Raw genomic sequence first — 24,197 nt, 5'->3', positions numbered from 1 at the left:
GAAATACCGCTACAAGGGAACGGCCTAGCCGAAGCCAGCCTCATCCAGCTCACCATAATTTAGATGTGCGGATTTTACGCATAAAAAAACCAACATGTGTTGGCGACTATGCGCCTTGCAATTCGGATTTCCACGTCCGGCACTGGATTTTGCCAGTGCACGTAAAGGTTAGCCCCGAACTAGGCGCTTTGTCAATAGCTTCAAGGCTTAAGACGCTTTTAACATGGCGATGGCTTCGCCGTATCCGTCCCAATTATCGACCCCCGATGCGTAGAGCGCTTCAAGCAAATCGGCTTTGCGTAACAGTTCGTTGTATTCGTCGGTTGGGATGGTGATAACCGCTTTGTTCGCAACGGTGAACGGTTTCACTTCGGCGGTTTCGGCCGTTGCTAATACCTGGCGAGCATGCGCTATACGATTTGGGTCTGCAGGGGTAGGGATGTCCTGCATTGCTTGTTCAACCGCGTTCTCTTTGGCTTGGCTCTTTGCAAGCTCTTGCGCTTTGCGGCGATCTTCGGCTTCCTGCTCTTTACGTAATGCATCTGCTTTTTGCTCGGCTTCGGCTTGCGCTTTAGCTTCTTCTTCCTTGCGGATGCGGTCGCGATCTGCTTGAAGGCGTTTCTCTTCAGCATCTTTGTGCTCGGCAATACGCAGTTTAACGAGCGTTGCGAAGTCTTCCGGTGCTTTAAAGGCGATTTGCCCCCAGTCGTTAAATAAGAAGCGGTATTCGCTATGCTGATTAACGGTATCTAGGTTGGTTTGCGCGATATCTTTTAGCTCAGACAGTGCAATTTTTGCCTTGGCCAGTTCGTCATTGATTGCACTTTGCATGCTTTCAATGTTGCGCTTGCCTTTAATGGCCGCAGCAAAGTCATGCTTAACGTTAAAACCGACATTATATTTTTGGGACATGTCAGCAACTAAGGCTTGAATTTCAGTCTTTGCCTTCATAACCAGTTCAGTCTTGATCTCTTCTTTGCGAGACTTGACCTGTTTATCTAGCGCGAGGCGCGCTTGGCGAATGTTTTCGCTGATAAAGCCAAGGTCTTTCACAAAGGTATCAATGCTTTCCACTTCCCCGAGAACTTGTTGTGACATTAGGCCGAGTTTATCTTCGGCGGATTTGAACACCTTCACCATGCTTTCTGCGTTGGCAAAGTCTTGGTCTGTTTCCAGTTTCTTTTTGGATTGCTCAACCAGTTCTAACGCCTTAACCTTGTACTCGTCTAGGTTACTGACAATCGCAAGGCCGTTCATTTTGTAGGTGACGGCGGGTAAATCTTGAATTACCTCGGCGGTGACCACTGGCTTGCTTTCCTGAGCGATTTCGCCGTTTGCCAGTTTTTGCTTGTACTCCGCTAAGTCAGACTTGAATTGCCTTAAGCCTGAAATAATCCAGCTTTGTACTGATTCGTCGGGGTAGTAGTCCATTTCGTGCCAGTTTTGTTCAGTGCCATCACTTGCTACAAACTTGCAGACTGCCGCGCCAGAGAGAAGTAACTGTTGCTCCATCTGCACAACATAATGAGTGTCTAAGTTGCGTTCAGCGATTCGGGCAACAAGCTTTCCATTAGGCGATTTGTGTTCGAATGCAATGTCGCCATCCATTGTTAAGCCATCAAGCGAAGCGAGTAGAGTAAGCCCTTCGCATTCGCCAGTAATGGTGGCCGGATAGAGCTCTTCACCAAGATTACTTTCCAAGATAGGGCGCGCCATTTCTTCAAAGCGGTGGCCATCGGCGAAGATTTTCTCTTGATAGCTACTGATTTCTGGCTTAATGCCCGTCGCTTTCTCGTGCATGAGCTGATCGCGGGTTTTATAAGGTGAGCACCCTAGCGCGGCAGAAACTTCAGAAGCGGTAAAATCGACGGTTTCACGCAATGCATGCCATTCATCGGTGCCTTGCTGAACGTTGTGGAACTGGATGTTAGTGACTTGCATGATTGGTTTCTCCCTGAGTGGTACTGATGCTTAAAAGGCGCTGTTTCATGTCTTCGGTTAGTGCTCCCTTGGCTTCAACCATGGCGATGATGCGTTCAGGTGTGTTGCGGCCTGATTCGATTTTCTTTTGCCAAGAAGGGAAGTTCTTTTCGAAGTCTTGAGCGGGGTACTGCTTGACGGTGATGGTATTGCGAGCTGGCGTAACATCGTGCTCGATGATGAGCTCTTTACCTTCCATTTCTTCAGCAGTCGCTTGCTGTCCGATTTCAGGCCATGCTTTGCGAAGGGCTTGAGCCTCGGCGCATTTTGCTAACTGTGCGTATGGCCGTTTTTTCCACATCGCGTTGGGAATTTGGGTGTTTTTCCCTGCAGTTGCGTAGTTCTCCAACCACATTTCTTTTGCCGAGAAGGCGACTAAGGTGCCATTGATCAGTTTATGGACTGTGATTTTGCACCATTCTGGAATGTTGATGATTTCCGAATAGTTATTTTCACCTTTAAACTCCATGGCAATCAGTGGGCCGAACTCTGGGTCTGTTGAGCCAGCGTAGCTACCACTGCGATCTGCTTGAATGCGATACATGCCAATGCCGGGCATCACCACATCACGCCATTCGTAGTTGTTGGTTTGTGAGTTCTTCACGTTCATTGGCACGATATGAACGGGCTTAAGAAGCGGGTCTAAGTGACGGGCGCGGCAGTAATCCGTCACCATCAAGATAGATTCTTCCTTCGCACCCGGATAAACACTGTTTTGCAGTGCAGACCAGGTGGCCTCGTCTATCCCGCGTTGTGCGACAAGTGGGTGACGCTCCTCAAATGGCACAATATTGGTCATTATCATTACCTCGATTAAAAGTTAGAGAGCTGCTGTTGCTCAAACTGAGTCACTTTCTGCTCTTGGATTTGGTCGTTTTTGAGTTCGCGGTAGCCTTTAAGAACAACGTTCCGGTTGGCATCCACGTACTTTTCTAAAAGCTCATTAAAGTGCTCTTGGAAGGTTTCAAGCTCGATGAGTTTGTGGCTACTCATCATGGGTTCAAACTGGATGGAGAGAATATTGCGGACGAGGCCTGTCATCATGCGAAAGGGCATATCTTGCTCAAGCATCCATTCAACAAAACTGCTCAGGGTTAAGCCGCAAAATTCACGATTGGCTTTAATGCGGCTGATGCCGTTGTCAATGAAGTGGCTGAACGCAGCTTCTTGATTTTCTGGTACTAGATTTAGGATATTCACTTTGTTATTCTCCCAAACGGTTAGGGCTTCTTGGTCGTTGCCTTAGCTGCCAATAGGCCTTTGCAATGTGGATGAGTCTGCGATGTGGTTGTCTATTGGTCGTTACCTTGACCGCCTCGGCGGTTTGGAGTGCGTTTCTTGGTCGTTATGCACTCCCCAATAGCCCGGCATTAGTCGGGCTTTTTGGTTTCTTCGCTGTCGTATTTATTGCCACAGAAAGGGCAGTGAGACATTTTGAATCCGTGTTGCAAGTGCCTCACATTCTTTGCAGGTTCGCTGTTTTTCTTAAGTGGTCGATACTCAGCGTTAACATAAAGAGCAACAGGCGCAGAGGGTTTCCCGTCAAGAAAGAACACGCGATTCTGCCAGTCAACTTTAAGAGAATCTTCAACCATCGGTGTATCTTTAATCTGTTCTTTTACGGACACTTTTACTCTTTTAAGCATTTCATCAAAGCAATTACATTGGCTCATCGTCGTTACCTTCTATCTGGTGAAATAAAACCCGCACAGTGGCGGGTTGTTTGGTCGTTGGTAGAATGTGGCACCCCGTAGAGGAATCGAACCTCTCACGTCCTTCCAGCTTTTTACGTACCGGCTTAGAAGGCCGGTGCTGGCATACGGGGCGTATTTTGAAAAGTGTTTTGCGAGTTGCCCTGAATCTCACAGGGCTAGCGATTCAACTTGTTTTGCATGTTGTGAGGGCTTTCACCTCACCTGCTCTAGTGATTCACACCGCTTAAGCTCAACACTTGCAAAAGACTTTATTAAATGGCTGTAGTTTTACTTCATTTCGGAAGGTCTCGTCACAGCCAGACTTTAGTTTTTTGTCGTCACCCGACTAGGGCCAAATTTCTAGAGCTTATAGAATATTGGTAACGGAAGTTGCCGTCTTTCCGAGCTGTCATGCGGTTACACTATCCGCCACTGGCGCTGGAGGTGCTAAAAACACCAAATCCAACCAGTTGGTTTGAAAGCAAGCTTTCGTTCCCCAGACCCCGATACTTCGGTAAATGTCAGCTATCTAAGCTTGCTTTAAAAATAGGTGATACCAGCACCCTGTTAGAACAACTGTTGTCACGTTAGCGCGAGAAGGTGTGTTCTGGTATCGGTTTGCTCGGTCTACACAAGGCGGATATTGCACATCGTTATTAGAGTTCAGATGCTTTTCCCCAGCCAATCTGGTACTTACTCACAACAGGATTACTTAGCTCTACCTGTTCATCCAAATGAGCGCTTTCCCTTCGAGGTTCTAACTTACAGACTCGGTTAATAACCTAGACTTTTTCGCTTTGCGGTCCATCTAGGCTTCTTGGTTCTTTGATTTCTAAGATAATCGCCAATCCTTGAGTTGACTCTTGTGTTTGAGTCACGGAAACGACCACTCTTGTAATACTTCTTAATGCCTCGGATGTGCATTGGCTTTCTGGATATGGATTCAGGGCGAATCTTTGGCTGTCTTGATTCTTGGTAGTAGTTCAACCACCAGAAATCACGCTTAGATTCCCATTCATCCAGAACGTCCCAAGGCTGTTTATTCAATGATTGCGCGTAATGAAAACAACGGCTTATTACCCACTGAAATTTTTCATACAATTCGCCTTTACTGCGCATTGGTCGCGCTTCTTTTCCGGCCCTTCTAGCGTCACTCATGTACGCTTCTTTCAGAGATTTGTAGCCTTTGGTTTGGCTAAAATATTTCCAATCAACGTTCATGATTCGCCTCATAAAACCGTATTATTTGTTTTTGAAAGCGGTCTGGATTGGCTAACAGGCTTCGATATTGAAACGGGCTTAGTGATCAATCTTCTCAGTTTCACACTAGTGGCCTCGATGACTTGAGTTAGCTTTTCCTATTTGAATTCCATATGAGTCTCGCGTCTCTCGCGCCAGACCGCTTTCAAAATGACTACGTTCGGCAGTCACTCGCCAGTCTTTCCCGGTGTCCATGCAGTCAGGCTTTTGGAGGCCTAGCCCCTGCAATGCTAGTGTTTTTACCGCTAATTCAACGTCCGGTTCTGCCCCGGCTGCGGCAACTCGATGTTAGGAACATCGAGCCAAGGATTTGCACTACTAGCTGACACACCTTGTAGTCACGCTTTCACTTGCTTTGGTTGAGCGACCTTCAAAAATTTAACACCGACAGTCAAAAGTTGAAGAAAAACAGTCGCTCACCAAAGCAGGTTGGTTTGTTGCATCACACCCAGAGCGTGATCTCTATAGCTTTCCTAAAACACAAAAATGGCTACTGGTGTTTTGGATCTAGCGCCCAAGCTACAATCATGTTCCCCAACATTTCATGTAAACGAAGGCGCTAAAATCTATGAAGTTTTTCCATTTTGTGTTCGAACCTGATTGTACAAATTTGCCACCTTGGCATTTTGGTTCACTTGAAGAGCAGCTTGCGATAGACCTGAATGTTAATTTGCTGATTTACAATAAAAATCCTGACGAGTACGGCAAGCAAGATTACTGGGTAACTGAAGATGCTATTGCCATGTATCCAGACTTTCTAAAACGCTACAAATTAACGCCTGTGGATGTTTCCCTTGATTATCTTCAAGAGATTGGAGCGAAAAGTGCGCTTCCTGAGAAAATGAGATAAGTTTTCCATTCAGCCATTGTTCGAACTCACTGTTGGGTGGCATCAGGTTTTTATTGATGTCGCCTGTAAGGTGATAGAAGCGCTCGTTTGATTCCCAAAACGCTTTAAATAACTCGGCAAGATTACTCTTGCGCGTGGTTATAAGGGAATCAATGCCAACGAGCTCTAAGGCTAAAGTGTTTTCCCAACCATTTGTTTTACATATGCCATCTGGGACAACTCCGTGGTCAAAGAGGCCAACCTGAGAGCAATCGGTGCGAACCTCGTTTCCGGCTTGCATAAAGCTGACGTTGGCTCCCAACGTAAAATCTTTGAATCGGCAGATGAAACTGAGCATGACAACAAAGTTTTGATTTGGGTAAAGGCCTTTACAGCATTCATCGCGCAAAACGTTGAAAACGTTGTATGCCTCGTTATACCTAAGTGAAGGCCGATAGCTGGGGAAAACCAGCCCTTTTCTGACAAGATCTGACACAGAACCTCCTTCTATTTGAAACCCTTTCCCCAAACACAAGAGTGACTGCTTGTTTTTTATAGCTCGCGCCCGAGTTACTGAGTGTCAGAAAGCATTAAGAATAGGTATCAAAAATATCTAGAACGCTTCGAGCTAATTGAGGAAGAGGCAACCCATCAACGTCTACTTGAACTGGGCGCAAAGTTGCGTTTAGGGGTGGTGAAATAGAGAGTTCATCTTTGAGCCAATGTTCAAAAGAATCTGGCGACATTGCTCGTTGAGTGATGTCGCTTGAGAAATTCAAAAAGCACATTTTTCCTTCATAGGTGGTAATCAGATCGGTAATTGCTTCTATCGACCCAGAGAGCAGCTCAATTCCTAACATAGTGAACGTTACGTTATGGTCATGTTCTGGAATGCCGCGTAAGTTATATGCATCAACTATGGACGGCAGTTGAAAATGAACGGCAACATTTTTGCGTTCGGCAAGTTTTGCGAATGTCGTAAAGCCCGCAACAGTGATCTGCCCATTACTCGCAACCAAGCAGAGAGTGAGCCGTAACATATCGGTATGAGTTTGTGATTTCATTAGGCCGTTAATATCGGCCATCAATCGGTCAAAATGGCGATAAGCAATGAACGGCATTGGCTTAGTGAAAATGAATCGCTGCTCAAGCATAAATCCTCCTTCTATTTGAAACCCCTCTAATGCAGTTTTGTTAGGCTTTGTCGGCCTTTCCTAACGCCGCTGTCCGACCAAAAAAGGGGTTTCAAATTGGCTCTGTTACCAAAGCCGATTTGCGTTTCTACCTCACCGCCGAAACTAGGCGGGGTTGTGTGCATTGCGGGTCATCCACTCGGTTAAGCCATTCCAGCAATGTTAGCGGCTTGGTTCTTCCAAGCTTTTCCCGTTATCCATAGGGGCCAACATCCGGTCGCCGCAAGAGGCACACAAGTCTGTTTCACGAAATTCATGTCGCCCATTCGTGGATCTTGGGCTGACCTCTACTCTCACCTACAAGCGGAGAGGGTAGTTATCGTTCATGGTTCATGTTGTTAAAGAGCGTAAGGCTGTTTGCCTTTGGTATAAATAGTATTCCGAAATGGTATTTTATTGTCAATACCAAAATGGAATTAAATTTTTGGGGATACGAGGAATGTGATCTGTATTACATTTTGGAGTTTGAGAGGCAAAGTAGGGCTGCTTACAAAGGGTAGTGGTGAGATGCTAAGAAGCAAAAAAAGCCACTAGTGTAGTGGCTTTTTTGATGTGGAAATTTATTAACTTACTAACTTTAAGTGTGGGTATAGTATGTCTTTGAATTCATTAGGGATTGCGTCTTTTAACTTGTCGATCAATGCGGTATCGCCAGGTACCATTTGGGCGAGAGATTTTAGCATGTCGGTAAGTTTTTGATTTCTATCCCACTGAATCTTATAAGGACCGGAGTTAACTTTTTGATTAACTGAGATTAACTGCTGACTTTCATTGTAAACATACTTCATTTTAATATTGCTAACGTCATCTTCGCTTCTATCAATAAAGCTGAGTACAAAAACAACCTTATCACCTTCCTTATATGATTCAATGTGGTGATATTCACTTTCAAAAATTGAAGCAGCGAGTTCACTAGGTTGGACACCTTTGACCATACAGAATGATATAATTTTGTTAATTTCTTTCATAATCAAAGCGTTATTCATCTAATCATCCTCTCAATCTCTCTGAATATATTCTCCAAGCTATTAATAGACGCAACCAAAGTATGGTTATCTCGGTCTTTTATGGGCCCAAACATATTGTAAAGTTTCATGTTAACGTATCTTACAATCATACCATCATTTGCGTCAGTTTCACGTAGCGGAACTATGTGATTTCTGAAATTATGATACAGTTCGGAGCTCTTTTCACCGATACCATTATCAATCAATATGTTAGAAGCCATATCTTGGGTGCGTTCTTTTAGCGTTTGCCTCAGTTTTGTTCTCGCGATATGAGGGCGCTTGGAAATCAACTCTGGATCGATAAACTCTTCTGCCGCTTTTTGAGTTTCATTCTCCGCTAGTTGTTTGCGTAAATTTTCTAGTATGTCATCAGGGATATCCACGCCAGACTGCTTGATTTGGTTAAGTTTTGTTTCTACGGAGGCATTAATCTCTTGGCGTTTTCGATTAAAAAGATCGTTAAAATCAATATCATGTAGGTAAGAGTCACTGTCACTAACGTAAGAGATATCGCTTTCAACTCCCGCTAATGTATGCTCTCGTTCCTCATAATCACGTTCGGTGTAAGTGTATTCTCTAACTCGGCGAGCTTTCTCCACTTCTTTCTGAAAACTCTCCCACATGGAGTTAAGGCCGATTTCCTCATGGAAGATCACAATTCCATTGTTATCAATGTCAAAGTGGGTTATCTCGTTTTCAGGAATTGTCCTCAGTATTCTGCCAACTACTTGCGCAAAAGCATTTAAACTTCTATAAGGTCTAAAAATTGCTAAAACAGTAAGATATTTGTGGTCGTAACCCTCCATAAGCATATTTACAGATATTACAACATCACACTGATTAAGCTCTATTTTCTGAAGTGCTTCGTGAAGTTCACTAGGCTCCATTTTACTATGGACAATGACAGGTTTCTTATCTTTTTCCTTATACCAACTCAGCAGATCTTCTGCGTGAGCTATACTGCATCCAACTGCTAGTATTTTATGGGGAACGTTGGGTGAGGCAGACTTCAGTTCATCTAGTTTGTTTAGGCTGTGTTCAATAACGTCTAAAGAACAACCTTTAGAAAGTGCAATACTTTTTTCAATCCACTCTTTATCTTTGAATTCAAGGACTGCTTCTTTACTTAACTTTATTCCAGGTTTGTCAGGAGTTGTAAAATAAAGTTCATGGGCATTTACAGTATCTTTTCTGAGCCATTTCACATATCTGTCGCGCATTACTTCAGATAAAGGAGTTTCGTGGATTTTTTCACCTGGCAAATCAATATTATCACCACGGTATGGTGTGCCTGTTACATGTAGCACTTTTGCGTTGTGAAAATACGTCAATGCCTCCTTCCAACTTTGTGCAGGGGAGTGATGTGCCTCATCAACAATAATAAAATCAAAAAAATCTGGTGGAACTCGACTCAACAGGCCGTTGCTTCTTGAGGAGGAAATTCGTTGGATATTGGTGTAAACAATTTGACTTTGATTGAGGTGTTCGTCTGACAATTCTGGAAGGTACTCACTTACTATTGGTATATCCTTTCCACTAAAAATTATGTCATAGTTTATCCAGAAGTTGTCTTTAAGCGCTTCCTGTGTTTGACGAATACTATTTTTGGTAATTAATCCCGGAGTAATGATAAGAACTCGCTTCTCTGCCACACCAAACGGAGATATAGATATTAGACCACTTTTCCCAGTACCAGTTGGCAAAACAACTAGCGCTTCTCTATTTATAGGTTTGCTATTAAAATACTCTTTTATTTTTATGTATGCCTCAATTTGAGGTGACCTTAGTTTTTTATTTCCTTCAATATTAACAGCAGTGTCAAAGAAATAAGACATTTTTCCATCCTTAGAATAATTTTAATTTTGCATCGATCACCACGCCTATAATGCGACAGTTGCCATTAATTGGCATCATTTGATAAGCGGTGTTAAGGGGCTTGAGATACTTTTGCCCTGCATCGATCACCAACTTTTTAAAGGTTGCGTTGTTTACATCGGTTAACTTAGCGACGACGAGTGAACCGTTTTGGTAATCTTTTTCTGTATCTACCAACACTAGCGTGCCTTCTGGGAAGCTCACACCTGTTGCGGATGTCATTGAGTCGCCCTCTACTTCCAACCAAAAGCTGCGTTTGCTGGCTCTTTCTGTGGTTTCGTACCAGTGGCTTATTTCATCAAGCCGATAGGGTTCTACGGCTTCAGACCAAGCGCCGGCTTGAACAGAACTCAATAGGGGGAAAGAATTCTGGTATTTTGGTTGAACCTTAACTCTCGAAACGTTCGCCAATACTTCGTCAGGGTATTCAACATAACCATCAGAGCTCAACATCAATTGATCAAGACCTACACACTTCATAATCTTGGCGATTGTATCAATATCTGGCTCTCGTTTTTTATTTAGGTAACGGGCTATCGAAGCCTGCGCAAGACCCATCTTTTCGGCAAGAGCATCCTGTGTCATGCCAATTTCTTTCATTCTGGCTTTAACCAGATCGTTCCAATTCATTTTCATTCCCAGATTATGCCATATCGGAATGTAGTTAAAATGGCCTTATTGGTATATCCATGTTGTTGCTGGTATTCCGTTATGGTATAAATCCCAATTTGGAGGTGTTATGAACAAGATCAGACACTACAGAAATGCCGTTAGAGCAACTCAAAAAGATTTGGGCGAAGCCATTGGTGTCGGCCAAAGCACCATTGACCGATATGAAAGCGGTGAGCGAAATCTAAATGTTTCTACCGCTTGGAAAATCGTAAAGGCTCTCAATGGCTTAAATGCTAATTGCACTTTCAGTGATGTGTTCCCTGAACCCCACTCGTAGTGAGACTAACAGTAAATGGGTAATGAAATGGCCCCTAACGAGGTAACGACCAAATGAAAATGACCAAAATCAATCAGAAAATTGAACAGCTCAAGCAAAACCGAACCGTTGGCATGGAGGGCTTGCCCTTCGACAAGGTGCGAACGTCTCAGGTGAAAGCCCGATTCACGTTGGATGAAAGCGAGTTTCTTTCCTTGCTGGCAAATGAAGTAGACGCGCAAAAGGCCGTTCTTTGCAATGTGCTGATCATCCAAGCGGTGATCGCTCTTTTGAAGAGTGAACCCGAGTTACGAGACCAAGTGCTGCTTGCTTGGGAGCGACAAGGGGGAGAGCGACTTGATTTCTTTGATGAGATCGAAAATCACAAACCATTCACCGTTGAGGGGGAGTTTGATGTTCTTACGCCTTCCTCTCGCTCGCCACAACAAGAGGCCCGATAAACATGAACACAACTAAAAAAGGGCGGGGGACCAACCCCGCTCACACTCCATGCAGTTCGGAGTCTGCGTTTGTTGAATTGGTGATCACTCAGGCTGCTGAGTATTCAGGCGAGCGCCGCGATCAAGTTCGTGGCCGTTTGATTGCGCATATGTTAGGGGCGGGGACTGATAATCCCTTTGATTTCAGTAAGAAAGCGGAAGGAGTTCACTAATGAGCATCATCCGTAGCGCCAGAAAGGTCGGTTTTACGATTATCAATAACGCCATTTTTGATAGCGGTTTGTCCCCACGCGCTATCGGAGTGCTGACGTACCTCTTGAGCAAGCCGGACAACTGGGAAGTGTCTCCTGCTCAGTTGGTCAAGTGTTTTAGTGATACCGCTGCTCCTATTGGGCGTGACGCTGTTTACGCAACCATTACAGAACTGGTTGAGAAAGGGTTTGTGGAACGCAGACAACGGCGTAATGGCTCTGGCCGAATGTCGGGTGTGGACTATGTGGTCTTTGATGAACCACTAGAAAAACCGGATACGCCTAAACCGGATACGGATAACACGGAAGCGGTGGATGAGCCGGATACGGCTGAACCGGAAACGGCCGAACCGTATCCGGCTGAGCCGACACTAATAAATACTGATCTTTTAATAAGTACTGATCACTTAACAAATACTGAATTTAAACAAGAGAAAAAAAGTAAACCAAAAAAAGCGCAGGCTTTGGATTTTTCAAACTGGCCGACACAACCAAGCGATCAGGTGCTGAGTGATTGGCAACTAATCCGCAACAAGAAACGCGCCCCTCTGACGCAAACGGCGATCAACCGTCTGCGACCCAAACTTGAACTTGCACAGCAGAAACTAGGGCTGACCGCCGACGATGTGCTGGGGATTTGCGTGGAGAGAGGCTGGCAAGGGTTTGAGGTTGAGTGGCTGGAAAACCACTTGGCCCGTTCACATGCGCCAATCTCTGCGCCACCTCAAGGGCGTCAATCCGCGCTGGAAGCGAGGAACCAGAGCGCCATTGACCAATGGCTAGGAACGACCACAAGCACAGGAAACACCTTCGAACACGGAGAGTAACGACCATGACACCTAATCAACGACCAGAATTTGCAGAAACACTTGCGGCCACGCTGAGTATTTACCGGATGGAACTGACCCCCGCACTGCTCAGCGTGTATTGGGAAGACTTGAGTATCTTTGACCTTGCCGCGGTGAAACAGGCTTTATCCATGCACCGCCGCAACCCAGATAACGGCCAGTTTGCGCCAAAGCCGGCAGACATTGTGCGCTTGCTTGGCGGTACCTCGAAAGATCGGGCGATCTTGGCTTGGAACAAAACCAAAAAGGCGATAGGCAGTGTTGGTTCTTACACCTCTGTGGTGTTTGACGATGCGCTGATCCATGCGGTGGTGAGTGATATGGGGGGATGGCCAGCGCTTTGTCACGGAAGCGAGGAAGAGCTGACATTTCGCCAAAAGGACTTTGAGAACCGCTATCGCACGTATCTGTTCAATCCGCCGAGCAGCTATCCCAGAGTGTTGGCTGGTGTATCTGAAACGGAGAACGCGGCTTCGGGCTTTGCTATCGACCCGCCGTTGAGTGTAGGCGATAGGGAGCAATGCAAGCTTGTGTATCGTGGCGGTGATGCGACTCAGAAAGCGCCAGTGGCACTGGTAAGTCAATCCAACGTTGTGCAAATGCAATTGGCCCAAAAGAGGTAACGACCAATGAATATCCATTTTACCAAACGTGAATTTATAGCCATGCGTGATGAGCTGAGTGCGTATGCGTTTCTCTCACTGCTTCGCAAGCTGCCGATGGAGCGGGGGGACGCAATTTTTATGATCGCTCGTCGCTGTGATGATCTGAGTTACGGCGCTGTTCGAGATTGGGAAAAGCAGGGTATACCAAGAAAACACGCGGTTATCCTCGCTGATCTTGCCAAAGAATACGGCGTGAAGATGTATTTGCACCAGTTTCGTCCTACACGGGCCATTGTGCACCAATGGCTGATGTACTGCTTTGAAGCAGACAAGCATTTACCGCCGACCAAGCAAATGTTTAAGCATTGGGAAATGGCCCTGAAATCGGAGCGTGTTGCATGACGGAAATGATGACATCCATCGAGGCGTGGAAGCGCAGCAAGTATCCAGAGCAGATCAATTTCAACACTTCACAGATTGGCCGAGTGATTGCGGTGATGGTGTCGAATAACGGTTGGCATACTCTGCGCGAGATTGAAGCGATGATCCACGCTCATTTTCCAGATCGCGATACGCAAGCGGCTATTTCTGCAAGGCTTCGTGAAGTCAGCCCCTCACGGCATGGCTTGGTTAAGCAACGCAAAATGGAAGTTGTGAACAAGAAACAAGTTTGGCGCTATCGCCTTGTGCCGTCTCTGCCAGTGAAAGAGGTGGCGAAACGAATAGGGATGAAGGTGAACTCATGAAATCTATTCAATCAATCTCCATGATGTTTGTCGCGGTTTGTATTGCGATTGCGGCTGGCTACTTTATTTCTTTGACGTCATTCGAGCCTGAAGAAAAGGCGCTGTTTGCTTACGCGTGCGCGTGTGTGGTGACGTATGTTTTTTACTGCATTTCCGGTGAAGCAAAGCGCGAAGAAATCGAGCGCTGGGACGAGTGTGAGACACAAGATTACGAGAACTTCAGCAATTCGAATGATCGTATTCTGAGCCTGCTTAAAGACGACCAAGGGGATCTGCAATGAGCTTATCCCTTGTTCGCTGCAAAACAGGGGGGTTAGCCCCTCTGTCTCCAGAAGATGATGAGGTTTTACGTCGCTACGCCATCGGCGAAGTGATTGAGTTCCCCAAGCTGCCAAGCAAAGTGCGCAATCCAATGTTTCACCGCAAGTATATGGCACTGCTTAAACTTGGGTTTGATTATTGGCAACCCACTGGCGGGGCCGTGTGTCCGAACGAGCGTCATTTGTTGGATAACTTTGTGAAGTTCTTAGTGAAGCATGTTGGAGAGGAAGACGTTTTGCTCGAGTTCGAATCGGCATTTCTCAACCAGCTCATACACAAGCGAACCACTTACGCCGTTGAAAAGAGTTTTCTCTCTTACCGCCGTTGGGTTGTGGTGGAAGCGGGATTTTTTAGCATTGTGACACTGCCTAATGGGGCTCTTCGTAAAGAGCCTAAGTCAATCAGTTTTGCCAACATGCAGGAGCACGAGTTTCAGGAGTTATATCGCGCTTCATTCAATGTGGTTTGGAATCAAATCGTTCGACCAGGTGGCTATCTAAGAAATGAAGCCGAAATGGAGAATGTCATTAACCAGATGTTGGGGTATGTATGACGCTCGTTCGCAGTAAAAAAATCATGAAGTCGGCTCGCGGTAAAGCATGCACATTGCGCTTAGTCGGCATTTGTAACTTTGACCCAGAAACGACGGTGGCGGCGCATGTTGGCTTACGCCGTGGGATGGGCATTAAAGCAGGCGATAACATGGTGGTTTATGCATGTTCAGCCTGCCATGCAGAGATTGATCGCTGCGGTCGCGAAGCGTATGCCGCCGATAAACTCCGAGCGGTAGAAGAGACTCAAGAAAGCTTTGTGGAAGAAGGGATACTGACGTTTGCATGAACCCCTATGAAATCGAAAGGCTTGCAGGGAAGCATGTCTCTATGAGCGGTGACAAGGCCAAGCGAAAGGTAAGAGAAATCGAACTGGCCGAATGCAAAGCGCTGTATCAGTGGGCCAAGCACACTGTCATTGACGGGCTGAATATCGCCGACTATCTCACTCACATTCCCAATGAAGGAAAGCGTGGGCCTAAAGCGCGAAAGGATTTCATCGAGATGGGCGGGACATCCGGCTACATGGACTACGTCTTTGATGTGGCCAGATGTGGCTATCACGGCTTGCGCATTGAAATGAAAGCGCCAGCGCCTTATCGCTCTGTAATTTCAAATGCGCAAAGTGAGCTAGGTGACAAGTTGTGCCAGCAGGGTTACTTGGTGGTCTTCCCTAAAGGCTTTGACGAAGCAAAACAAATAATAATCAACTATATGGCGGGTGAACTATGAATCAAGCAGTGGAAATGTTGGCAAAGCTCCATGCACCAAAGGCAATGATTGTGGAATCGAAAGTAGGGCGCAGACGATTAACGCCAGATGTCATACTGGCTGCGTTCTCGGCTGAGCTGTTGCATCACCCGGTAGGGCGAACCATTATCGAGGCCCGCTATTTGGGGGATGAAGCTGCACGCCTGACCTTCATTGACCATGTGCGCGCAACTGTCGCGCAGGAGAAGGTAAACCATGTGAGCGCGGTAGCCGATATTGTTGCCAACCTAGTACTGCAAGTTCCTCTGCGTTCACAGCGAGTTAAACTGCGCAGTTTGTATAAGAAATACGACGCACGTTCGAAGCGCTCTCTGAAGCTTATCGAGACATGGAAATTGCGCATCAAGTCGATGGAAAAGTCCGGCAATCTTTCCATGCAACCATTGATAGAGAAACACCAGCAGGACATAGAACTTGAGAAAGCGAGGTTACACGAACATGCGCAGATGAAAGCGGGTGACTCACTCAATTGCCCCAAATGTCATGGTTCAGGTAACTACCTGCTTCGCTTGTGCAACGAATGCGGTGGTGTAGGGATGCTTCGCCCAACAAGAGAGCAAATATACGCGGAGTTTCGTCAGCTCGGCGTGCGCATTTCAGAAGAGGATTTTGCGCGCAACTTCCTCCCGGTAATCACTGAGCTTGTAAGTGGCTATTGCAGGCAGGAGATCATCGCCGCAGATGCATTGGAAAAGCGGTTGAGATTGGAGAAGTTTGGGGTATTTGGGGGATGAGTAACAGAATGGAAAGCTGTGGCCGATCTCCTTTTTCGGGTGCCATTAGATGGCGAAACAAGCAACACTTAAAGTTTATCGGCTTGACAGTCAATATGTACCGAGCTATTTTTACCTCGCACTGGCAAAATCCAGTGTCGGGCGTAGGAACCCCGCATTGTAACTCAAGGCACACAAGTGCCAGCGTTTTGCTGGTTTTTTTGTGTGTGGCTTCGGCACACCTATAGAATTATGGTGGGCTGGATGAGGGCGCTTCGGCGCGCCGTTTCCTTGAGTACGGTAGTTCCTAACCTCGTTCAGTTCACCACCCATTGATTAGGAACCTTTGTGTGGTGATTTATGTATCATACTCAAGGAGTTCACTATGACTTCAGCACTTACTTTCCAAAATACTCGCTTTGATGTAATCGAGAAATGCAACCAGATCTGGTTATCAGCATCCGATATTGCAAAGGCTCTTGGTTATGCAAATTCAAACTCAATTAGCCGAGTTTATGCTCGGAACAAAGATGAGTTTTCAAGCGCAATGACCGAAGAGGTCAATTTGACCCTCTCGGGAAACTTGACTAAATCTTCTCGCATTTTCTCCCTTCGCGGCGCTCATCTTATTGCTATGCTATCTAGAACGGAAAGAGCCAAAGAATTCCGCAAATGGGTTTTGGATGTGCTCGATAAAGAGACCGAATCAGCCCAAACTCAGCCCCTCACCCAAGCACTACCAGAACCTCAGCTCCCAATTCCTTCTATGACGCGGATCATGCTCGTTATCGAGAACGGTCAAACCGTGGAAGCAAAACACATCCCTAATGATGCCTTTGTTGTCAGCAAAAGCCGGATCGCCAACCTAATTGCAGAGCCAGGTATTTTTACCATGCAAGAAATGGCGCAGATCGCCGAAGCGGTGAACAAGAAAATGGTTGAAATAGCCATCACCGCCAGTAAATCTGCCGCGAAACACTAACTTATCGGGGCGGAGTCATTTCGCGGTTCATTTGTCATTTGCAACTTAATATAGTTGCAAATGTGTTGTTCCTGTTTATACTTTGCGTATAGAGCAAGGAGTGGTAATGGGAAAGCAAGAAAAGCTTCTGGCGAAGCTACAAAACGCAAAACGTGTATTCCCTTGGAGTGATTTGGTTACGCTACTCGCTCAATTAGGATATGAGAAGAAAGAAATGGCAGGTTCTCGCGTGCGTTTCTTCAATGCTGAAACTGATGCGTTGTTATTGCTGCATAAGCCTCACCCTGAGAACGAAATTAAAGGTGGTGCGCTTAAATCGGTAATCATGCACCTGAAACAAGAGGGCATTCTATGACTTACTTAAGGTATAAGGGCTACATTGGCACAATTGAGCCAGAGCTAGAGACTAATACGCTGTTTGGAAAGCTGGCTTTTATTCGCGACGTGGTGACTTATGAAGCCAGCACGATTAAGGAGCTAGAGCGAGAGTTTCAATACTCTGTTGATGAGTACTTGGCTTCATGTGCGGAGCTTGGGCGCGAACCTAATAAGCCGTGCAAAGGTTCCTTTAACGTGAGAACCGGAGAGAACTTGCATCGTGCCGCCGTTATTGCGGCAGAAGGTGAGAGTTTGAATGCGTTCGTCTGCAATGCGATTCGTGAAAAAATTGCGCGTGTTCATCCAGAGTTAGTCGATGGATTAAATCGTTGAAATAACCATCGCCGCCAGAAAATCAACTAAAGCCTGTGGCTATGCTGTCATTGACTGAACCAAAAAGTTCGGTAAATTATTACCCATGATGTAGAACCTCGCCTTTTCGGCGGGGTTTTTTCGTTTCCGGGGACTATTAATGAGCTTCTTCTTTTCCATCGGTAAGACATCCAGCCCCGTTCTTACCGACAAAGCCACCATGTCTATCGCGGTGGGTAGCGGCACAACCGTCGGCGTTGGTGTCGCTAAAGGGGTAGAGAACTACCAATCCATGCTCAATTCGAGCTTTGCAGACATCATTGCGGGTAATTTTACCTGGTATGGCAGCGACATTGCCTTTGTGGTCGGTACCTCGCTGTCTATTTTGGGTATCGCGCTAACGGCCGCTCGATGGCTGTATCCTAAATCTCCCATCCAGAAGCATGAACAATGCGGTACAACAGACTAATCGGTGCAACGCTTGTCGGGGCAGTTGCGTTGACGGCTGCTTTCGAGGGCAAAGAGAATGTGGCATATCAGGACGTTGGCGGAGTGTGGACCGTTTGTAACGGCGAAACCAACGGCGTTAAACAGGGTGATAAGTACACTGATGCGCAATGCGCGGAAATGCTGGCTAAATCTCTAGAAAAGCATAATCAGCCGCTTGAAAAGCTTACCTATCAACTCCCGCCCAATGTTCACATCGCTACGCTGGACTTTGCTTACAACGTCGGAGTCGGAGCACTCGAAAACTCTACGCTCTATCGTCATCTGCAGCGTGGCCAAATCCAATACGCCTGTTATCAGTTCAACCGTTGGCGTTATGTCACGATAGGCGGAGAACCAAGAGACTGTCGGGATCCGCAGTGGCAATGCCGAGGAATAGTCTCTAGGCGGGAAATCGAAACCCAGCTCTGTCTCGGGCAAATCTCTGTTTACGACGCACTGCTCCAACTGGGCCAGCTTCCAACCGATACGGAAATTATCAATGAGCTTCGCTAGTAAAGCGGTAGTCGCCGCTCTTCTCATTGCCACGCTCTTTGGGATGGCTATGCACATCAAAGCTCAAAAGGCTGAAAACTCGCTGTTACGTGAGCAACTGGCCAGCGCCAATGCAACGAGCCTGATGCGCAAAACACTTCTTGAGCAAGTCAGTAACGAACGCGAGCGCATGAACACCTTACTTATCGAAAGAGCCAACAGAAACGCAAAGCAGGAGGAAAAGCTTCGCCATGACATCCAGTTTCTTGAGCAGCAAGTGGCGGATAGTCGCTGCGCTATCCCTGATACCGTTACTGAGCAGTTGCGCCAGCCCTACTAAACCTGAACCCATCGTAGTAACTGAATACATTCTCCCTCCCGAGGGGCTTATCGTTCCCTGTTATAAGCCTCAAGTCATCGGTACCTGGCCGCAAATCGTTACTCAAGACATCCCGCGGTTGAAAGCGGCGCTTAGTGAATGCGCAGCCCAAGCCGACGAGTATCTCCAATGGCGTACTCAAAAGAACAAGCCGGGTTAGCTCACTTCTCTCACCGATAACACCATAGCCATAACAGGAGCCACTCACCGCAGTGGCTCCAATTATGTTTGTAGTGGAATGCCCAAATGAAAAAGCTCACTGAAGTCAGTCAACCAAATCGGACAGGAAAGATTAAGGGCGTTATCGGGTATAACGGCAAATCGGCTCGGGTTTACCTCTCTTCGGGTGAACGCATTTGCATCCCAACTACCCATCGCCCCGTTATCGGGGATTGGGTAGTGGAAGGGGAACTCTCCAACGAGCTTATGAGAAAGTAGTAAGAGAAAAACATGTCGAACAAATGGGAACTATTACAAAAGAAATTCGAAGTTGCCCACGCGAGAACTGGCATTTCTGCAAAGGAGTGGTGTGAGAGCGAAGGGCTCAACTATCAGACCGCTCGGCGATATATCAAAGTGCGTAACACTGCGCATGATGAATCTGCGCATCGCACTGCGCAAAATGCGCAAAAACACTCTGCGCAAAGTCGAAGTGCGCAATGTGCGCAAAAAGCAGATAAGAAAAAAGTGACACGAAAAAATGGTCACAAACAAAATCACAAGCAGTCAGAGGCTTTAGAGCCCAGTAACGAACATGACATGGGACAAAGCGAACGAGATGAAAGCGGGCGTTTTCTTCCCGGTCATAAAATCTCTGTTGGCAACGCTGGCAATCCCAATCCAAGCAATTCCGCAGAGCCAGGCAACTCTAGGGCCAGAAAACATGGCATCTACGCTAGGTACTTCAAAGAAAACGAGCTTGAGAAGTTTGATGCTGCGGCCATTGCAGACTTGCAAGATGAATTGGAGCTTTGTCGTGTTCGTCTTCAATCTGGCGCGGAGGCGCTTTCTCAATGCATGGACGACATTAAAAACGCAAATAGCATCGAGGACCGCGTTTCGCTGTATGAATCCTACTATCGAATTGAAAATGGATTGGGCTCGTTGACTAGCCGTATTGAGTCGATTACTCGAACGCTTTCCGCTTTGAAAATCGATACAGTCAAAGTGCCACACATCGTTGCTGATACTAAGCGAGTTGAAAACGCAGCGCGCAAACTTGGCCTAGAAGCTGACAAAATCAGTAAAGAGGGCAAAGGCGACGACACGCCAGTTTCCAAGATTCTTGATGATATTCGCGCCATGGGCGGCGATGGCTTGATGAGCAAGACGCAATGACACATCAGTTTGAAGAAATCTCCGATGCTGAACTCCTCGAGATTGAGGACAAACTCAGCGATAAATGGTGGCGTCTCGATAATCTCTACATGATCGAGAACGAGCAGGGGCAGTTAGTTCGCTTCCGGCTTCGACCCGCTCAGCGTTTGCTCTTTGAGATGATGTGGTATCTCAACATTATCTTAAAAGCGCGGCAGCTTGGTTTCTCAACGGCTATTGATATCTACCTGCTCGATGAAGCGCTTTTTAACAATAACTTAAAGTGCGGGATTATCGCACAAGACCAATCCGCGTCAGGTGAAATTTATCGAACCAAGATTGAGGTACCGTTTGATAACTTGCCAGCTTGGCTCAAGACGCGATTTAAAGTTAAAAGCAGGCGCTCTGGTTCAACTGGCGGCTACATTGTTTTTGAACATGGTTCAAGCATTCAAGTAGCGACGTCGTTTCGTTCTGGTACCGTTCACCGCTTGCACGTTTCAGAGCATGGCAAAATCTGCGCTAAGTATCCTGCGAAAGCGAAAGAGGTTCGAACAGGGACGCTTAACGCCGTCCATCCTGGATGTATTGCATTCATCGAATCCACTGCCGAGGGCGTTGGCGGTGATTTCTACAACATGACGATGAAGTCGCTAGAGATGAGTCGCATTGAAAAGCCGCTAACTCAGCTCGACTGGAAGTTTCATTTTTTCGCGTGGTGGCAAGATCCGAAGTATCGCGCCAAAGTGCCTGAAACTGGGCTTGTGATAAGTAAAACCCAGAGAGAGTACTTTGACGCTATCGAGGATGCGATGAATTGCGAAATCGATGATGAGCAGCGCCAATGGTACGTGTTGAAAGAAGCGGAACAACGCGATGAGATGAAGCAGGAGTTTCCGTCTACGCCGCTTGAAGCATTTCTTACTTCTGGCCGTCGCGTCTTTGACTCGCTCAGTACCATGCAAGCTGAAGGCGAAACGATGAATCCGCTCATTGTCTATGACGTTGAACCCGTAACCGGGAACATGGCCAGAGCTAATAAACCAGAAACAATGGATGAGCAGGGGCAGAACTCAGTGATGAACATGCTGCTGGTTTGGGAACTGCCCGAGAAAGATGAAGATTATGCGATGGGTATCGATATTGCAGAAGGACTTGAACACGGTGACCGCTGCAGTCTTGATGTCGTTAAGCGAAGCACTGGCGAGCAAGTGGCTCATTGGTACGGGCATTTGGATGTAGAGCTTTTTGCTCAGTTGGCAGCGCACATCGGCAAGCTTTACAACTGGGCTTATGCAGGGCCAGAGCGCAATAACCATGGCCACGCTTTCATTCTTGAGTTTAAAAAGCATTACAAACTCAGCCGAATTTACTCTGAGCAATATATTGATAGGGCCGATGAAGATGAAACGGTGAAACTTGGCTGGCTCACCAATAAATACAGCAAGCCAATTTTAACCGAGGGATTAAAGACCCTGCTTCGCAATAGGCAATCTGGCATCCGCTGGATTGGCACGATTAGCGAAATAACCACTTACGTCTATCAAAAAAACGGCTCAATGAACGCTCAAGAGGGCTGCTTTGACGATCAAGTCATGAGCTACGCCATCGCCCAAGAAATGCGGGCAAGAATGCCAATCACACACAAATCCTCTCCAATTAAACGCGAACCCAAGCACTGGATGGCGCACTAATGAAAAAAATCGAGCAACAAAAACTCCTAGAGATCATGTCTGATATCGACGGACAACCCGGATGGAGAACCAACGCGAACAAGGCCTGCGCTTACTACGACGGCGACCAGCTTGCACCGAAAGTCATTGAAGTGCTTAAAGAACGCGATCAACCGATGACAATGCACAACCTGATTGCGCCAACCGTTGACGGTGTGCTTGGCATGGAGGCAAAGACTCGCACTGACCTAGTTGTGATGGCCGATGACCCAAGCAAAGAGTTTGATGAACTCGCAGAGGCAATCAACGAGCAGTTCAAGGACATTTGTCGTCTTAGTAAGTTGGATAAAGCCCGCTCTGATGCTTACTCATCTCAAATAAAATGCGGCTTTGGTGTCGTCGAAGTCTTTCGAAATGAAAACCTCTTTGGTCCTAAGTATAAGATTCAAAGTGTTCCTCGCGATGAAGTGTATTGGGACTGGTTATCAAAAGAACCTGACTGGTCCGATGCAAGATGGGTAATGCGCTGTCGCTGGATTGACGTTGATGAGCTGATGACATTGGTGCCGCACAAGGCTGACATCTTAGAGAACGCGGCCAATGGTTGGCATGGGTTTGTTGAAACAGAACTGGTTGAGGGCATGGAATCTAATCTGGTCAATGCCTATGAAGAGTACAAAGGCTACAGTCGTAAGCAAACCGAGTGGCTATCCCAAAACCGAAAACGTATTCGTCTGCAGGTGATTTACTACCGGACGATGGAGAGAAAGCCGGTAATCGAGTTGCAAAATGGACGAGTGATTGAGTTCGATAAAAATAACTTGGTGCATGCGACTGCAGCAGCACTCGGTAAGGCAAATGTGCGAATGGCTCAAGTCAGCCGAATCATTGAGAGTTGGTACGCAGGGCCGCACCATCTCGGCGATAAAGAGTGTGATGCGCCTCAGGGGTTGTTTCCGCTTGTTCCTTTCTTTGGTTACCGCAAAGATGCGAACGGTGAACCGTATGGGTTGATTGCTCGAGCAATTCCTGCACAGGATGAAGTGAACTTTAGACGTATCAAGCTGACTTGGTTACTGCAAGCCAAACGTGTCATCGCCGACCAAGATGCGACAAACATGAGCCGTGAGAGTGTGTTGACAGAGATAGAGCGCGCTGATGGCTACATTGAGCTCAACCCGGAACGGCGCAACAAAAAATCGGTATCAGATGCGTTCAAAGTTGAGCAGGATTTTGCCATTGCTCAACAGCAATTTGCGGTCATGCAAGAATCAATGAAGTTGATTCAAGATACCATGGGCGTATATGGGGCTTTTCTAGGTCAAGAGTCCAATGCAGCGAGTGGTGTTGCAATCGCAAATCTGGTCGAACAAGGAGCCACGACACTCGCTGAAATCAATGATAACTATCGCTACTCTTGCCAGCTACTCGGAGAGTTGATCCTTGGTTACTTAATTACGGACCTCAAGGGACGCAGAAACGTACCAGTAACGATTAATCGTGAAGACAGACGTAAGCGCAAGCATGTGATGATTAACCAAGAAACGGATGAAGGTTTAAGCAACGACATCACGAAGCTACGAGCACACATTGCGTTGGCACCAGTCCAACAGACCGCGGCTTATAAACAGCAGCTTGCAGATCGCATGATGCAAATTACCGCCCAGATGCCGCCAGAGGTTCAAGTTGCCGTAATAGACCTTGTGGCTGAACTGACCGATATTCCAAACAAAGCCGAGTTTATTGATCGGGTTCGCGATGCGATTGGTATTCAGAAGCCTCAAGAGGAGATGAGCGAGGAAGAGTTAGCGGCTATTCAGGCTCAGCAGCAACAGCAGGAAGCTCAGATGCAATTGGCGATGCGTGAGATGGAAGCGAAAGTGAAGAAACTCGAAGCCGAAGTTGAGAGGGCCATTGCTGCTGCAGAGAAAGAGAGAGCGGCCGCAAATTCAGCGCGATACAACGATGCCAAGACACAAGCTGAAACGGGCAAGCTTCTGCAGGAAGTAGAGCGAATGAATCAAGAGTTGCAGCAAATCCGAGCTCAATGGGCCAATATGATTGAGCAGCAATTGGAAGCTCTGACGTTGTAATTGAACGGCGCCAAAATGTGGGGTACATTTCTCCCATCATGCAAAGCCT

31 protein-coding genes and 1 tRNA gene are annotated in these 24,197 nt (G+C 46.7%); 21 read left to right on the top strand and 11 right to left on the bottom strand.

Annotated features, from left to right (window positions below):
- Window positions 1–207: 207 nt before the first annotated feature.
- The 11 genes from UF06_RS19415 to UF06_RS19370 all read right to left on the bottom strand — a co-directional run bounded on the left by UF06_RS19415 (window position 208) and on the right by UF06_RS19370 (window position 10,474).
- Entirely contained in the window at window positions 208–1,941 is a 1,734-nt protein-coding gene (locus UF06_RS19415; protein WP_052702594.1) for a lambda-exonuclease family protein, read from the bottom strand.
- Window positions 1,928–2,779 carry a phage recombination protein Bet gene (gene bet, locus UF06_RS19410; protein WP_045571894.1) on the bottom strand — a complete coding sequence of 284 codons (852 nt, stop codon included), beginning with the start codon at window positions 2,777–2,779 and terminating at the stop codon, window positions 1,928–1,930. The genes UF06_RS19415 and bet overlap by 14 nt, the downstream gene beginning before the upstream one ends.
- 14 nt (window positions 2,780–2,793) lie before the next feature.
- Window positions 2,794–3,180 carry a hypothetical protein gene (locus UF06_RS19405; RefSeq protein WP_045571893.1) on the bottom strand — a complete coding sequence of 129 codons (387 nt, stop codon included), beginning with the start codon at window positions 3,178–3,180 and terminating at the stop codon, window positions 2,794–2,796.
- Window positions 3,181–3,350: 170 nt separating this feature from the next.
- Window positions 3,351–3,653 carry a hypothetical protein gene (locus UF06_RS19400; protein WP_045571892.1) on the bottom strand — a complete coding sequence of 101 codons (303 nt, stop codon included), beginning with the start codon at window positions 3,651–3,653 and terminating at the stop codon, window positions 3,351–3,353.
- Window positions 3,654–3,721: 68 nt separating this feature from the next.
- Window positions 3,722–3,806, bottom strand: a tRNA-Arg gene (locus tag UF06_RS26980).
- A 642-nt stretch (window positions 3,807–4,448) separates the two neighbouring features.
- Entirely contained in the window at window positions 4,449–4,895 is a 447-nt protein-coding gene (locus UF06_RS19395; RefSeq protein ID WP_045571891.1) for a hypothetical protein, read from the bottom strand.
- A gap of 773 nt (window positions 4,896–5,668) precedes the next feature.
- Window positions 5,669–6,259 (bottom strand): hypothetical protein, encoded by a 591-nt coding sequence (locus UF06_RS19390; RefSeq protein ID WP_045571890.1) that lies wholly within the window; start codon window positions 6,257–6,259, stop codon window positions 5,669–5,671.
- Window positions 6,260–6,353: 94 nt separating this feature from the next.
- A complete protein-coding gene (locus tag UF06_RS19385; RefSeq protein ID WP_045571889.1) occupies window positions 6,354–6,917 on the bottom strand; it encodes a hypothetical protein in 564 nt (187 codons plus the stop codon).
- A gap of 602 nt (window positions 6,918–7,519) precedes the next feature.
- Entirely contained in the window at window positions 7,520–7,942 is a 423-nt protein-coding gene (locus tag UF06_RS19380) for a hypothetical protein (RefSeq protein WP_045571888.1), read from the bottom strand.
- Entirely contained in the window at window positions 7,939–9,798 is a 1,860-nt protein-coding gene (locus UF06_RS19375; RefSeq protein WP_045571887.1) for a DEAD/DEAH box helicase family protein, read from the bottom strand. Before UF06_RS19375 ends, UF06_RS19380 begins: the two co-directional genes overlap by 4 nt.
- A gap of 10 nt (window positions 9,799–9,808) precedes the next feature.
- Window positions 9,809–10,474: a LexA family transcriptional regulator gene (locus UF06_RS19370; RefSeq protein WP_045571886.1), complete on the bottom strand. Its 666-nt coding sequence runs from the start codon at window positions 10,472–10,474 to the stop codon at window positions 9,809–9,811.
- A gap of 103 nt (window positions 10,475–10,577) precedes the next feature.
- Here UF06_RS19370 and UF06_RS25100 point away from each other — a divergent pair, with 103 nt between their 5' ends.
- From UF06_RS25100 to UF06_RS19265, 21 genes are all read left to right on the top strand, one after another.
- Window positions 10,578–10,787, top strand: coding sequence for a helix-turn-helix transcriptional regulator (locus UF06_RS25100; RefSeq protein ID WP_082069784.1), 210 nt, complete (start codon window positions 10,578–10,580; stop codon window positions 10,785–10,787).
- Between the two features lie 53 nt (window positions 10,788–10,840).
- Window positions 10,841–11,227: a hypothetical protein gene (locus tag UF06_RS19365; RefSeq protein WP_045571885.1), complete on the top strand. Its 387-nt coding sequence runs from the start codon at window positions 10,841–10,843 to the stop codon at window positions 11,225–11,227.
- A gap of 2 nt (window positions 11,228–11,229) precedes the next feature.
- Window positions 11,230–11,439, top strand: coding sequence for a hypothetical protein (locus UF06_RS19360; protein ID WP_045571884.1), 210 nt, complete (start codon window positions 11,230–11,232; stop codon window positions 11,437–11,439).
- Window positions 11,439–12,305 carry a helix-turn-helix domain-containing protein gene (locus UF06_RS23240; protein ID WP_052702593.1) on the top strand — a complete coding sequence of 289 codons (867 nt, stop codon included), beginning with the start codon at window positions 11,439–11,441 and terminating at the stop codon, window positions 12,303–12,305. Before UF06_RS19360 ends, UF06_RS23240 begins: the two co-directional genes overlap by 1 nt.
- A gap of 5 nt (window positions 12,306–12,310) precedes the next feature.
- The gene (locus UF06_RS19350; RefSeq protein ID WP_045571883.1) at window positions 12,311–12,949 is read left to right on the top strand and encodes a DUF6475 domain-containing protein; all 639 of its coding nucleotides are present in this window, start codon (window positions 12,311–12,313) and stop codon (window positions 12,947–12,949) included.
- A gap of 6 nt (window positions 12,950–12,955) precedes the next feature.
- Window positions 12,956–13,333: a hypothetical protein gene (locus tag UF06_RS19345; protein WP_045571882.1), complete on the top strand. Its 378-nt coding sequence runs from the start codon at window positions 12,956–12,958 to the stop codon at window positions 13,331–13,333.
- Complete coding sequence (locus UF06_RS19340; RefSeq protein ID WP_052702592.1) at window positions 13,330–13,677, top strand: hypothetical protein; 348 nt, start codon at window positions 13,330–13,332, stop codon at window positions 13,675–13,677. The genes UF06_RS19345 and UF06_RS19340 overlap by 4 nt, the downstream gene beginning before the upstream one ends.
- On the top strand, window positions 13,674–13,958 hold the full coding sequence (locus UF06_RS19335) for a hypothetical protein (RefSeq protein ID WP_045571881.1): 285 nt from the start codon (window positions 13,674–13,676) through the stop codon (window positions 13,956–13,958). The genes UF06_RS19340 and UF06_RS19335 overlap by 4 nt, the downstream gene beginning before the upstream one ends.
- Window positions 13,955–14,551 (top strand): DUF1367 family protein, encoded by a 597-nt coding sequence (locus tag UF06_RS19330; RefSeq protein WP_045571880.1) that lies wholly within the window; start codon window positions 13,955–13,957, stop codon window positions 14,549–14,551. The genes UF06_RS19335 and UF06_RS19330 overlap by 4 nt, the downstream gene beginning before the upstream one ends.
- Window positions 14,548–14,838, top strand: coding sequence for a nuclease domain-containing protein (locus UF06_RS19325; protein ID WP_045571879.1), 291 nt, complete (start codon window positions 14,548–14,550; stop codon window positions 14,836–14,838). The genes UF06_RS19330 and UF06_RS19325 overlap by 4 nt, the downstream gene beginning before the upstream one ends.
- Window positions 14,835–15,281 (top strand): hypothetical protein, encoded by a 447-nt coding sequence (locus UF06_RS19320; RefSeq protein ID WP_045571878.1) that lies wholly within the window; start codon window positions 14,835–14,837, stop codon window positions 15,279–15,281. Before UF06_RS19325 ends, UF06_RS19320 begins: the two co-directional genes overlap by 4 nt.
- On the top strand, window positions 15,278–16,054 hold the full coding sequence (locus UF06_RS19315) for a TIGR02642 family protein (RefSeq protein ID WP_045571877.1): 777 nt from the start codon (window positions 15,278–15,280) through the stop codon (window positions 16,052–16,054). The genes UF06_RS19320 and UF06_RS19315 overlap by 4 nt, the downstream gene beginning before the upstream one ends.
- A 364-nt stretch (window positions 16,055–16,418) precedes the next feature.
- A complete protein-coding gene (locus tag UF06_RS19310) occupies window positions 16,419–17,015 on the top strand; it encodes a BRO family protein (protein ID WP_052702590.1) in 597 nt (198 codons plus the stop codon).
- Between the two features lie 106 nt (window positions 17,016–17,121).
- Window positions 17,122–17,370, top strand: a complete 249-nt coding sequence (locus UF06_RS19305) for a type II toxin-antitoxin system HicA family toxin (RefSeq protein ID WP_045571876.1) — start codon at window positions 17,122–17,124, stop codon at window positions 17,368–17,370.
- A complete protein-coding gene (locus UF06_RS19300) occupies window positions 17,367–17,726 on the top strand; it encodes a type II toxin-antitoxin system HicB family antitoxin (protein ID WP_045571875.1) in 360 nt (119 codons plus the stop codon). The genes UF06_RS19305 and UF06_RS19300 overlap by 4 nt, the downstream gene beginning before the upstream one ends.
- 139 nt (window positions 17,727–17,865) lie before the next feature.
- A complete protein-coding gene (locus tag UF06_RS19295; RefSeq protein WP_045571874.1) occupies window positions 17,866–18,174 on the top strand; it encodes a hypothetical protein in 309 nt (102 codons plus the stop codon).
- The gene (locus tag UF06_RS19290) at window positions 18,156–18,707 is read left to right on the top strand and encodes a lysozyme (protein ID WP_045571873.1); all 552 of its coding nucleotides are present in this window, start codon (window positions 18,156–18,158) and stop codon (window positions 18,705–18,707) included. Before UF06_RS19295 ends, UF06_RS19290 begins: the two co-directional genes overlap by 19 nt.
- The gene (locus UF06_RS23235; RefSeq protein WP_052702589.1) at window positions 18,694–19,026 is read left to right on the top strand and encodes a hypothetical protein; all 333 of its coding nucleotides are present in this window, start codon (window positions 18,694–18,696) and stop codon (window positions 19,024–19,026) included. Before UF06_RS19290 ends, UF06_RS23235 begins: the two co-directional genes overlap by 14 nt.
- Before the next feature lie 489 nt (window positions 19,027–19,515).
- Window positions 19,516–20,403: a hypothetical protein gene (locus UF06_RS19275; RefSeq protein WP_045571870.1), complete on the top strand. Its 888-nt coding sequence runs from the start codon at window positions 19,516–19,518 to the stop codon at window positions 20,401–20,403.
- On the top strand, window positions 20,400–22,076 hold the full coding sequence (locus UF06_RS19270; protein WP_045571869.1) for a terminase: 1,677 nt from the start codon (window positions 20,400–20,402) through the stop codon (window positions 22,074–22,076). The genes UF06_RS19275 and UF06_RS19270 overlap by 4 nt, the downstream gene beginning before the upstream one ends.
- A complete protein-coding gene (locus UF06_RS19265; RefSeq protein WP_045571868.1) occupies window positions 22,076–24,148 on the top strand; it encodes a hypothetical protein in 2,073 nt (690 codons plus the stop codon). Before UF06_RS19270 ends, UF06_RS19265 begins: the two co-directional genes overlap by 1 nt.
- Window positions 24,149–24,197 lie beyond the last annotated feature (49 nt).

It is taken from the genome of Vibrio sp. S234-5, from assembly GCF_000960595.1.
Lineage (GTDB): Bacteria > Pseudomonadota > Gammaproteobacteria > Enterobacterales > Vibrionaceae > Vibrio.
The sequence above is the reverse complement of the archived record's forward strand: the minus strand, read 5'-3'. Positions and strand labels throughout refer to the sequence as shown.

Bases quoted from the DNA above. Each gene is read 5' to 3' on its own strand.
- UF06_RS19415 (WP_052702594.1), bottom strand. From the start codon at position 1,941: ATGCAAGTCACTAACATCCAGTTCCACAACGTTCAGCAAGGCACCGAT.
- bet (WP_045571894.1), bottom strand. From the start codon at position 2,779: ATGACCAATATTGTGCCATTTGAGGAGCGTCACCCACTTGTCGCACAA.
- UF06_RS19400 (WP_045571892.1), bottom strand. From the start codon at position 3,653: ATGAGCCAATGTAATTGCTTTGATGAAATGCTTAAAAGAGTAAAAGTG.
- UF06_RS19395 (WP_045571891.1), bottom strand. From the start codon at position 4,895: ATGAACGTTGATTGGAAATATTTTAGCCAAACCAAAGGCTACAAATCT.
- UF06_RS19385 (WP_045571889.1), bottom strand. From the start codon at position 6,917: ATGCTTGAGCAGCGATTCATTTTCACTAAGCCAATGCCGTTCATTGCT.
- UF06_RS19380 (WP_045571888.1), bottom strand. From the start codon at position 7,942: ATGAATAACGCTTTGATTATGAAAGAAATTAACAAAATTATATCATTC.
- UF06_RS19375 (WP_045571887.1), bottom strand. From the start codon at position 9,798: ATGTCTTATTTCTTTGACACTGCTGTTAATATTGAAGGAAATAAAAAA.
- UF06_RS19370 (WP_045571886.1), bottom strand. From the start codon at position 10,474: ATGAAAATGAATTGGAACGATCTGGTTAAAGCCAGAATGAAAGAAATT.
- UF06_RS25100 (WP_082069784.1), top strand. From the start codon at position 10,578: ATGAACAAGATCAGACACTACAGAAATGCCGTTAGAGCAACTCAAAAA.
- UF06_RS19365 (WP_045571885.1), top strand. From the start codon at position 10,841: ATGAAAATGACCAAAATCAATCAGAAAATTGAACAGCTCAAGCAAAAC.
- UF06_RS19360 (WP_045571884.1), top strand. From the start codon at position 11,230: ATGAACACAACTAAAAAAGGGCGGGGGACCAACCCCGCTCACACTCCA.
- UF06_RS23240 (WP_052702593.1), top strand. From the start codon at position 11,439: ATGAGCATCATCCGTAGCGCCAGAAAGGTCGGTTTTACGATTATCAAT.
- UF06_RS19350 (WP_045571883.1), top strand. From the start codon at position 12,311: ATGACACCTAATCAACGACCAGAATTTGCAGAAACACTTGCGGCCACG.
- UF06_RS19345 (WP_045571882.1), top strand. From the start codon at position 12,956: ATGAATATCCATTTTACCAAACGTGAATTTATAGCCATGCGTGATGAG.
- UF06_RS19340 (WP_052702592.1), top strand. From the start codon at position 13,330: ATGACGGAAATGATGACATCCATCGAGGCGTGGAAGCGCAGCAAGTAT.
- UF06_RS19335 (WP_045571881.1), top strand. From the start codon at position 13,674: ATGAAATCTATTCAATCAATCTCCATGATGTTTGTCGCGGTTTGTATT.
- UF06_RS19330 (WP_045571880.1), top strand. From the start codon at position 13,955: ATGAGCTTATCCCTTGTTCGCTGCAAAACAGGGGGGTTAGCCCCTCTG.
- UF06_RS19325 (WP_045571879.1), top strand. From the start codon at position 14,548: ATGACGCTCGTTCGCAGTAAAAAAATCATGAAGTCGGCTCGCGGTAAA.
- UF06_RS19320 (WP_045571878.1), top strand. From the start codon at position 14,835: ATGAACCCCTATGAAATCGAAAGGCTTGCAGGGAAGCATGTCTCTATG.
- UF06_RS19315 (WP_045571877.1), top strand. From the start codon at position 15,278: ATGAATCAAGCAGTGGAAATGTTGGCAAAGCTCCATGCACCAAAGGCA.
- UF06_RS19310 (WP_052702590.1), top strand. From the start codon at position 16,419: ATGACTTCAGCACTTACTTTCCAAAATACTCGCTTTGATGTAATCGAG.
- UF06_RS19305 (WP_045571876.1), top strand. From the start codon at position 17,122: ATGGGAAAGCAAGAAAAGCTTCTGGCGAAGCTACAAAACGCAAAACGT.
- UF06_RS19300 (WP_045571875.1), top strand. From the start codon at position 17,367: ATGACTTACTTAAGGTATAAGGGCTACATTGGCACAATTGAGCCAGAG.
- UF06_RS19295 (WP_045571874.1), top strand. From the start codon at position 17,866: ATGAGCTTCTTCTTTTCCATCGGTAAGACATCCAGCCCCGTTCTTACC.
- UF06_RS19290 (WP_045571873.1), top strand. From the start codon at position 18,156: ATGCGGTACAACAGACTAATCGGTGCAACGCTTGTCGGGGCAGTTGCG.
- UF06_RS23235 (WP_052702589.1), top strand. From the start codon at position 18,694: ATGAGCTTCGCTAGTAAAGCGGTAGTCGCCGCTCTTCTCATTGCCACG.
- UF06_RS19275 (WP_045571870.1), top strand. From the start codon at position 19,516: ATGTCGAACAAATGGGAACTATTACAAAAGAAATTCGAAGTTGCCCAC.
- UF06_RS19270 (WP_045571869.1), top strand. From the start codon at position 20,400: ATGACACATCAGTTTGAAGAAATCTCCGATGCTGAACTCCTCGAGATT.
- UF06_RS19265 (WP_045571868.1), top strand. From the start codon at position 22,076: ATGAAAAAAATCGAGCAACAAAAACTCCTAGAGATCATGTCTGATATC.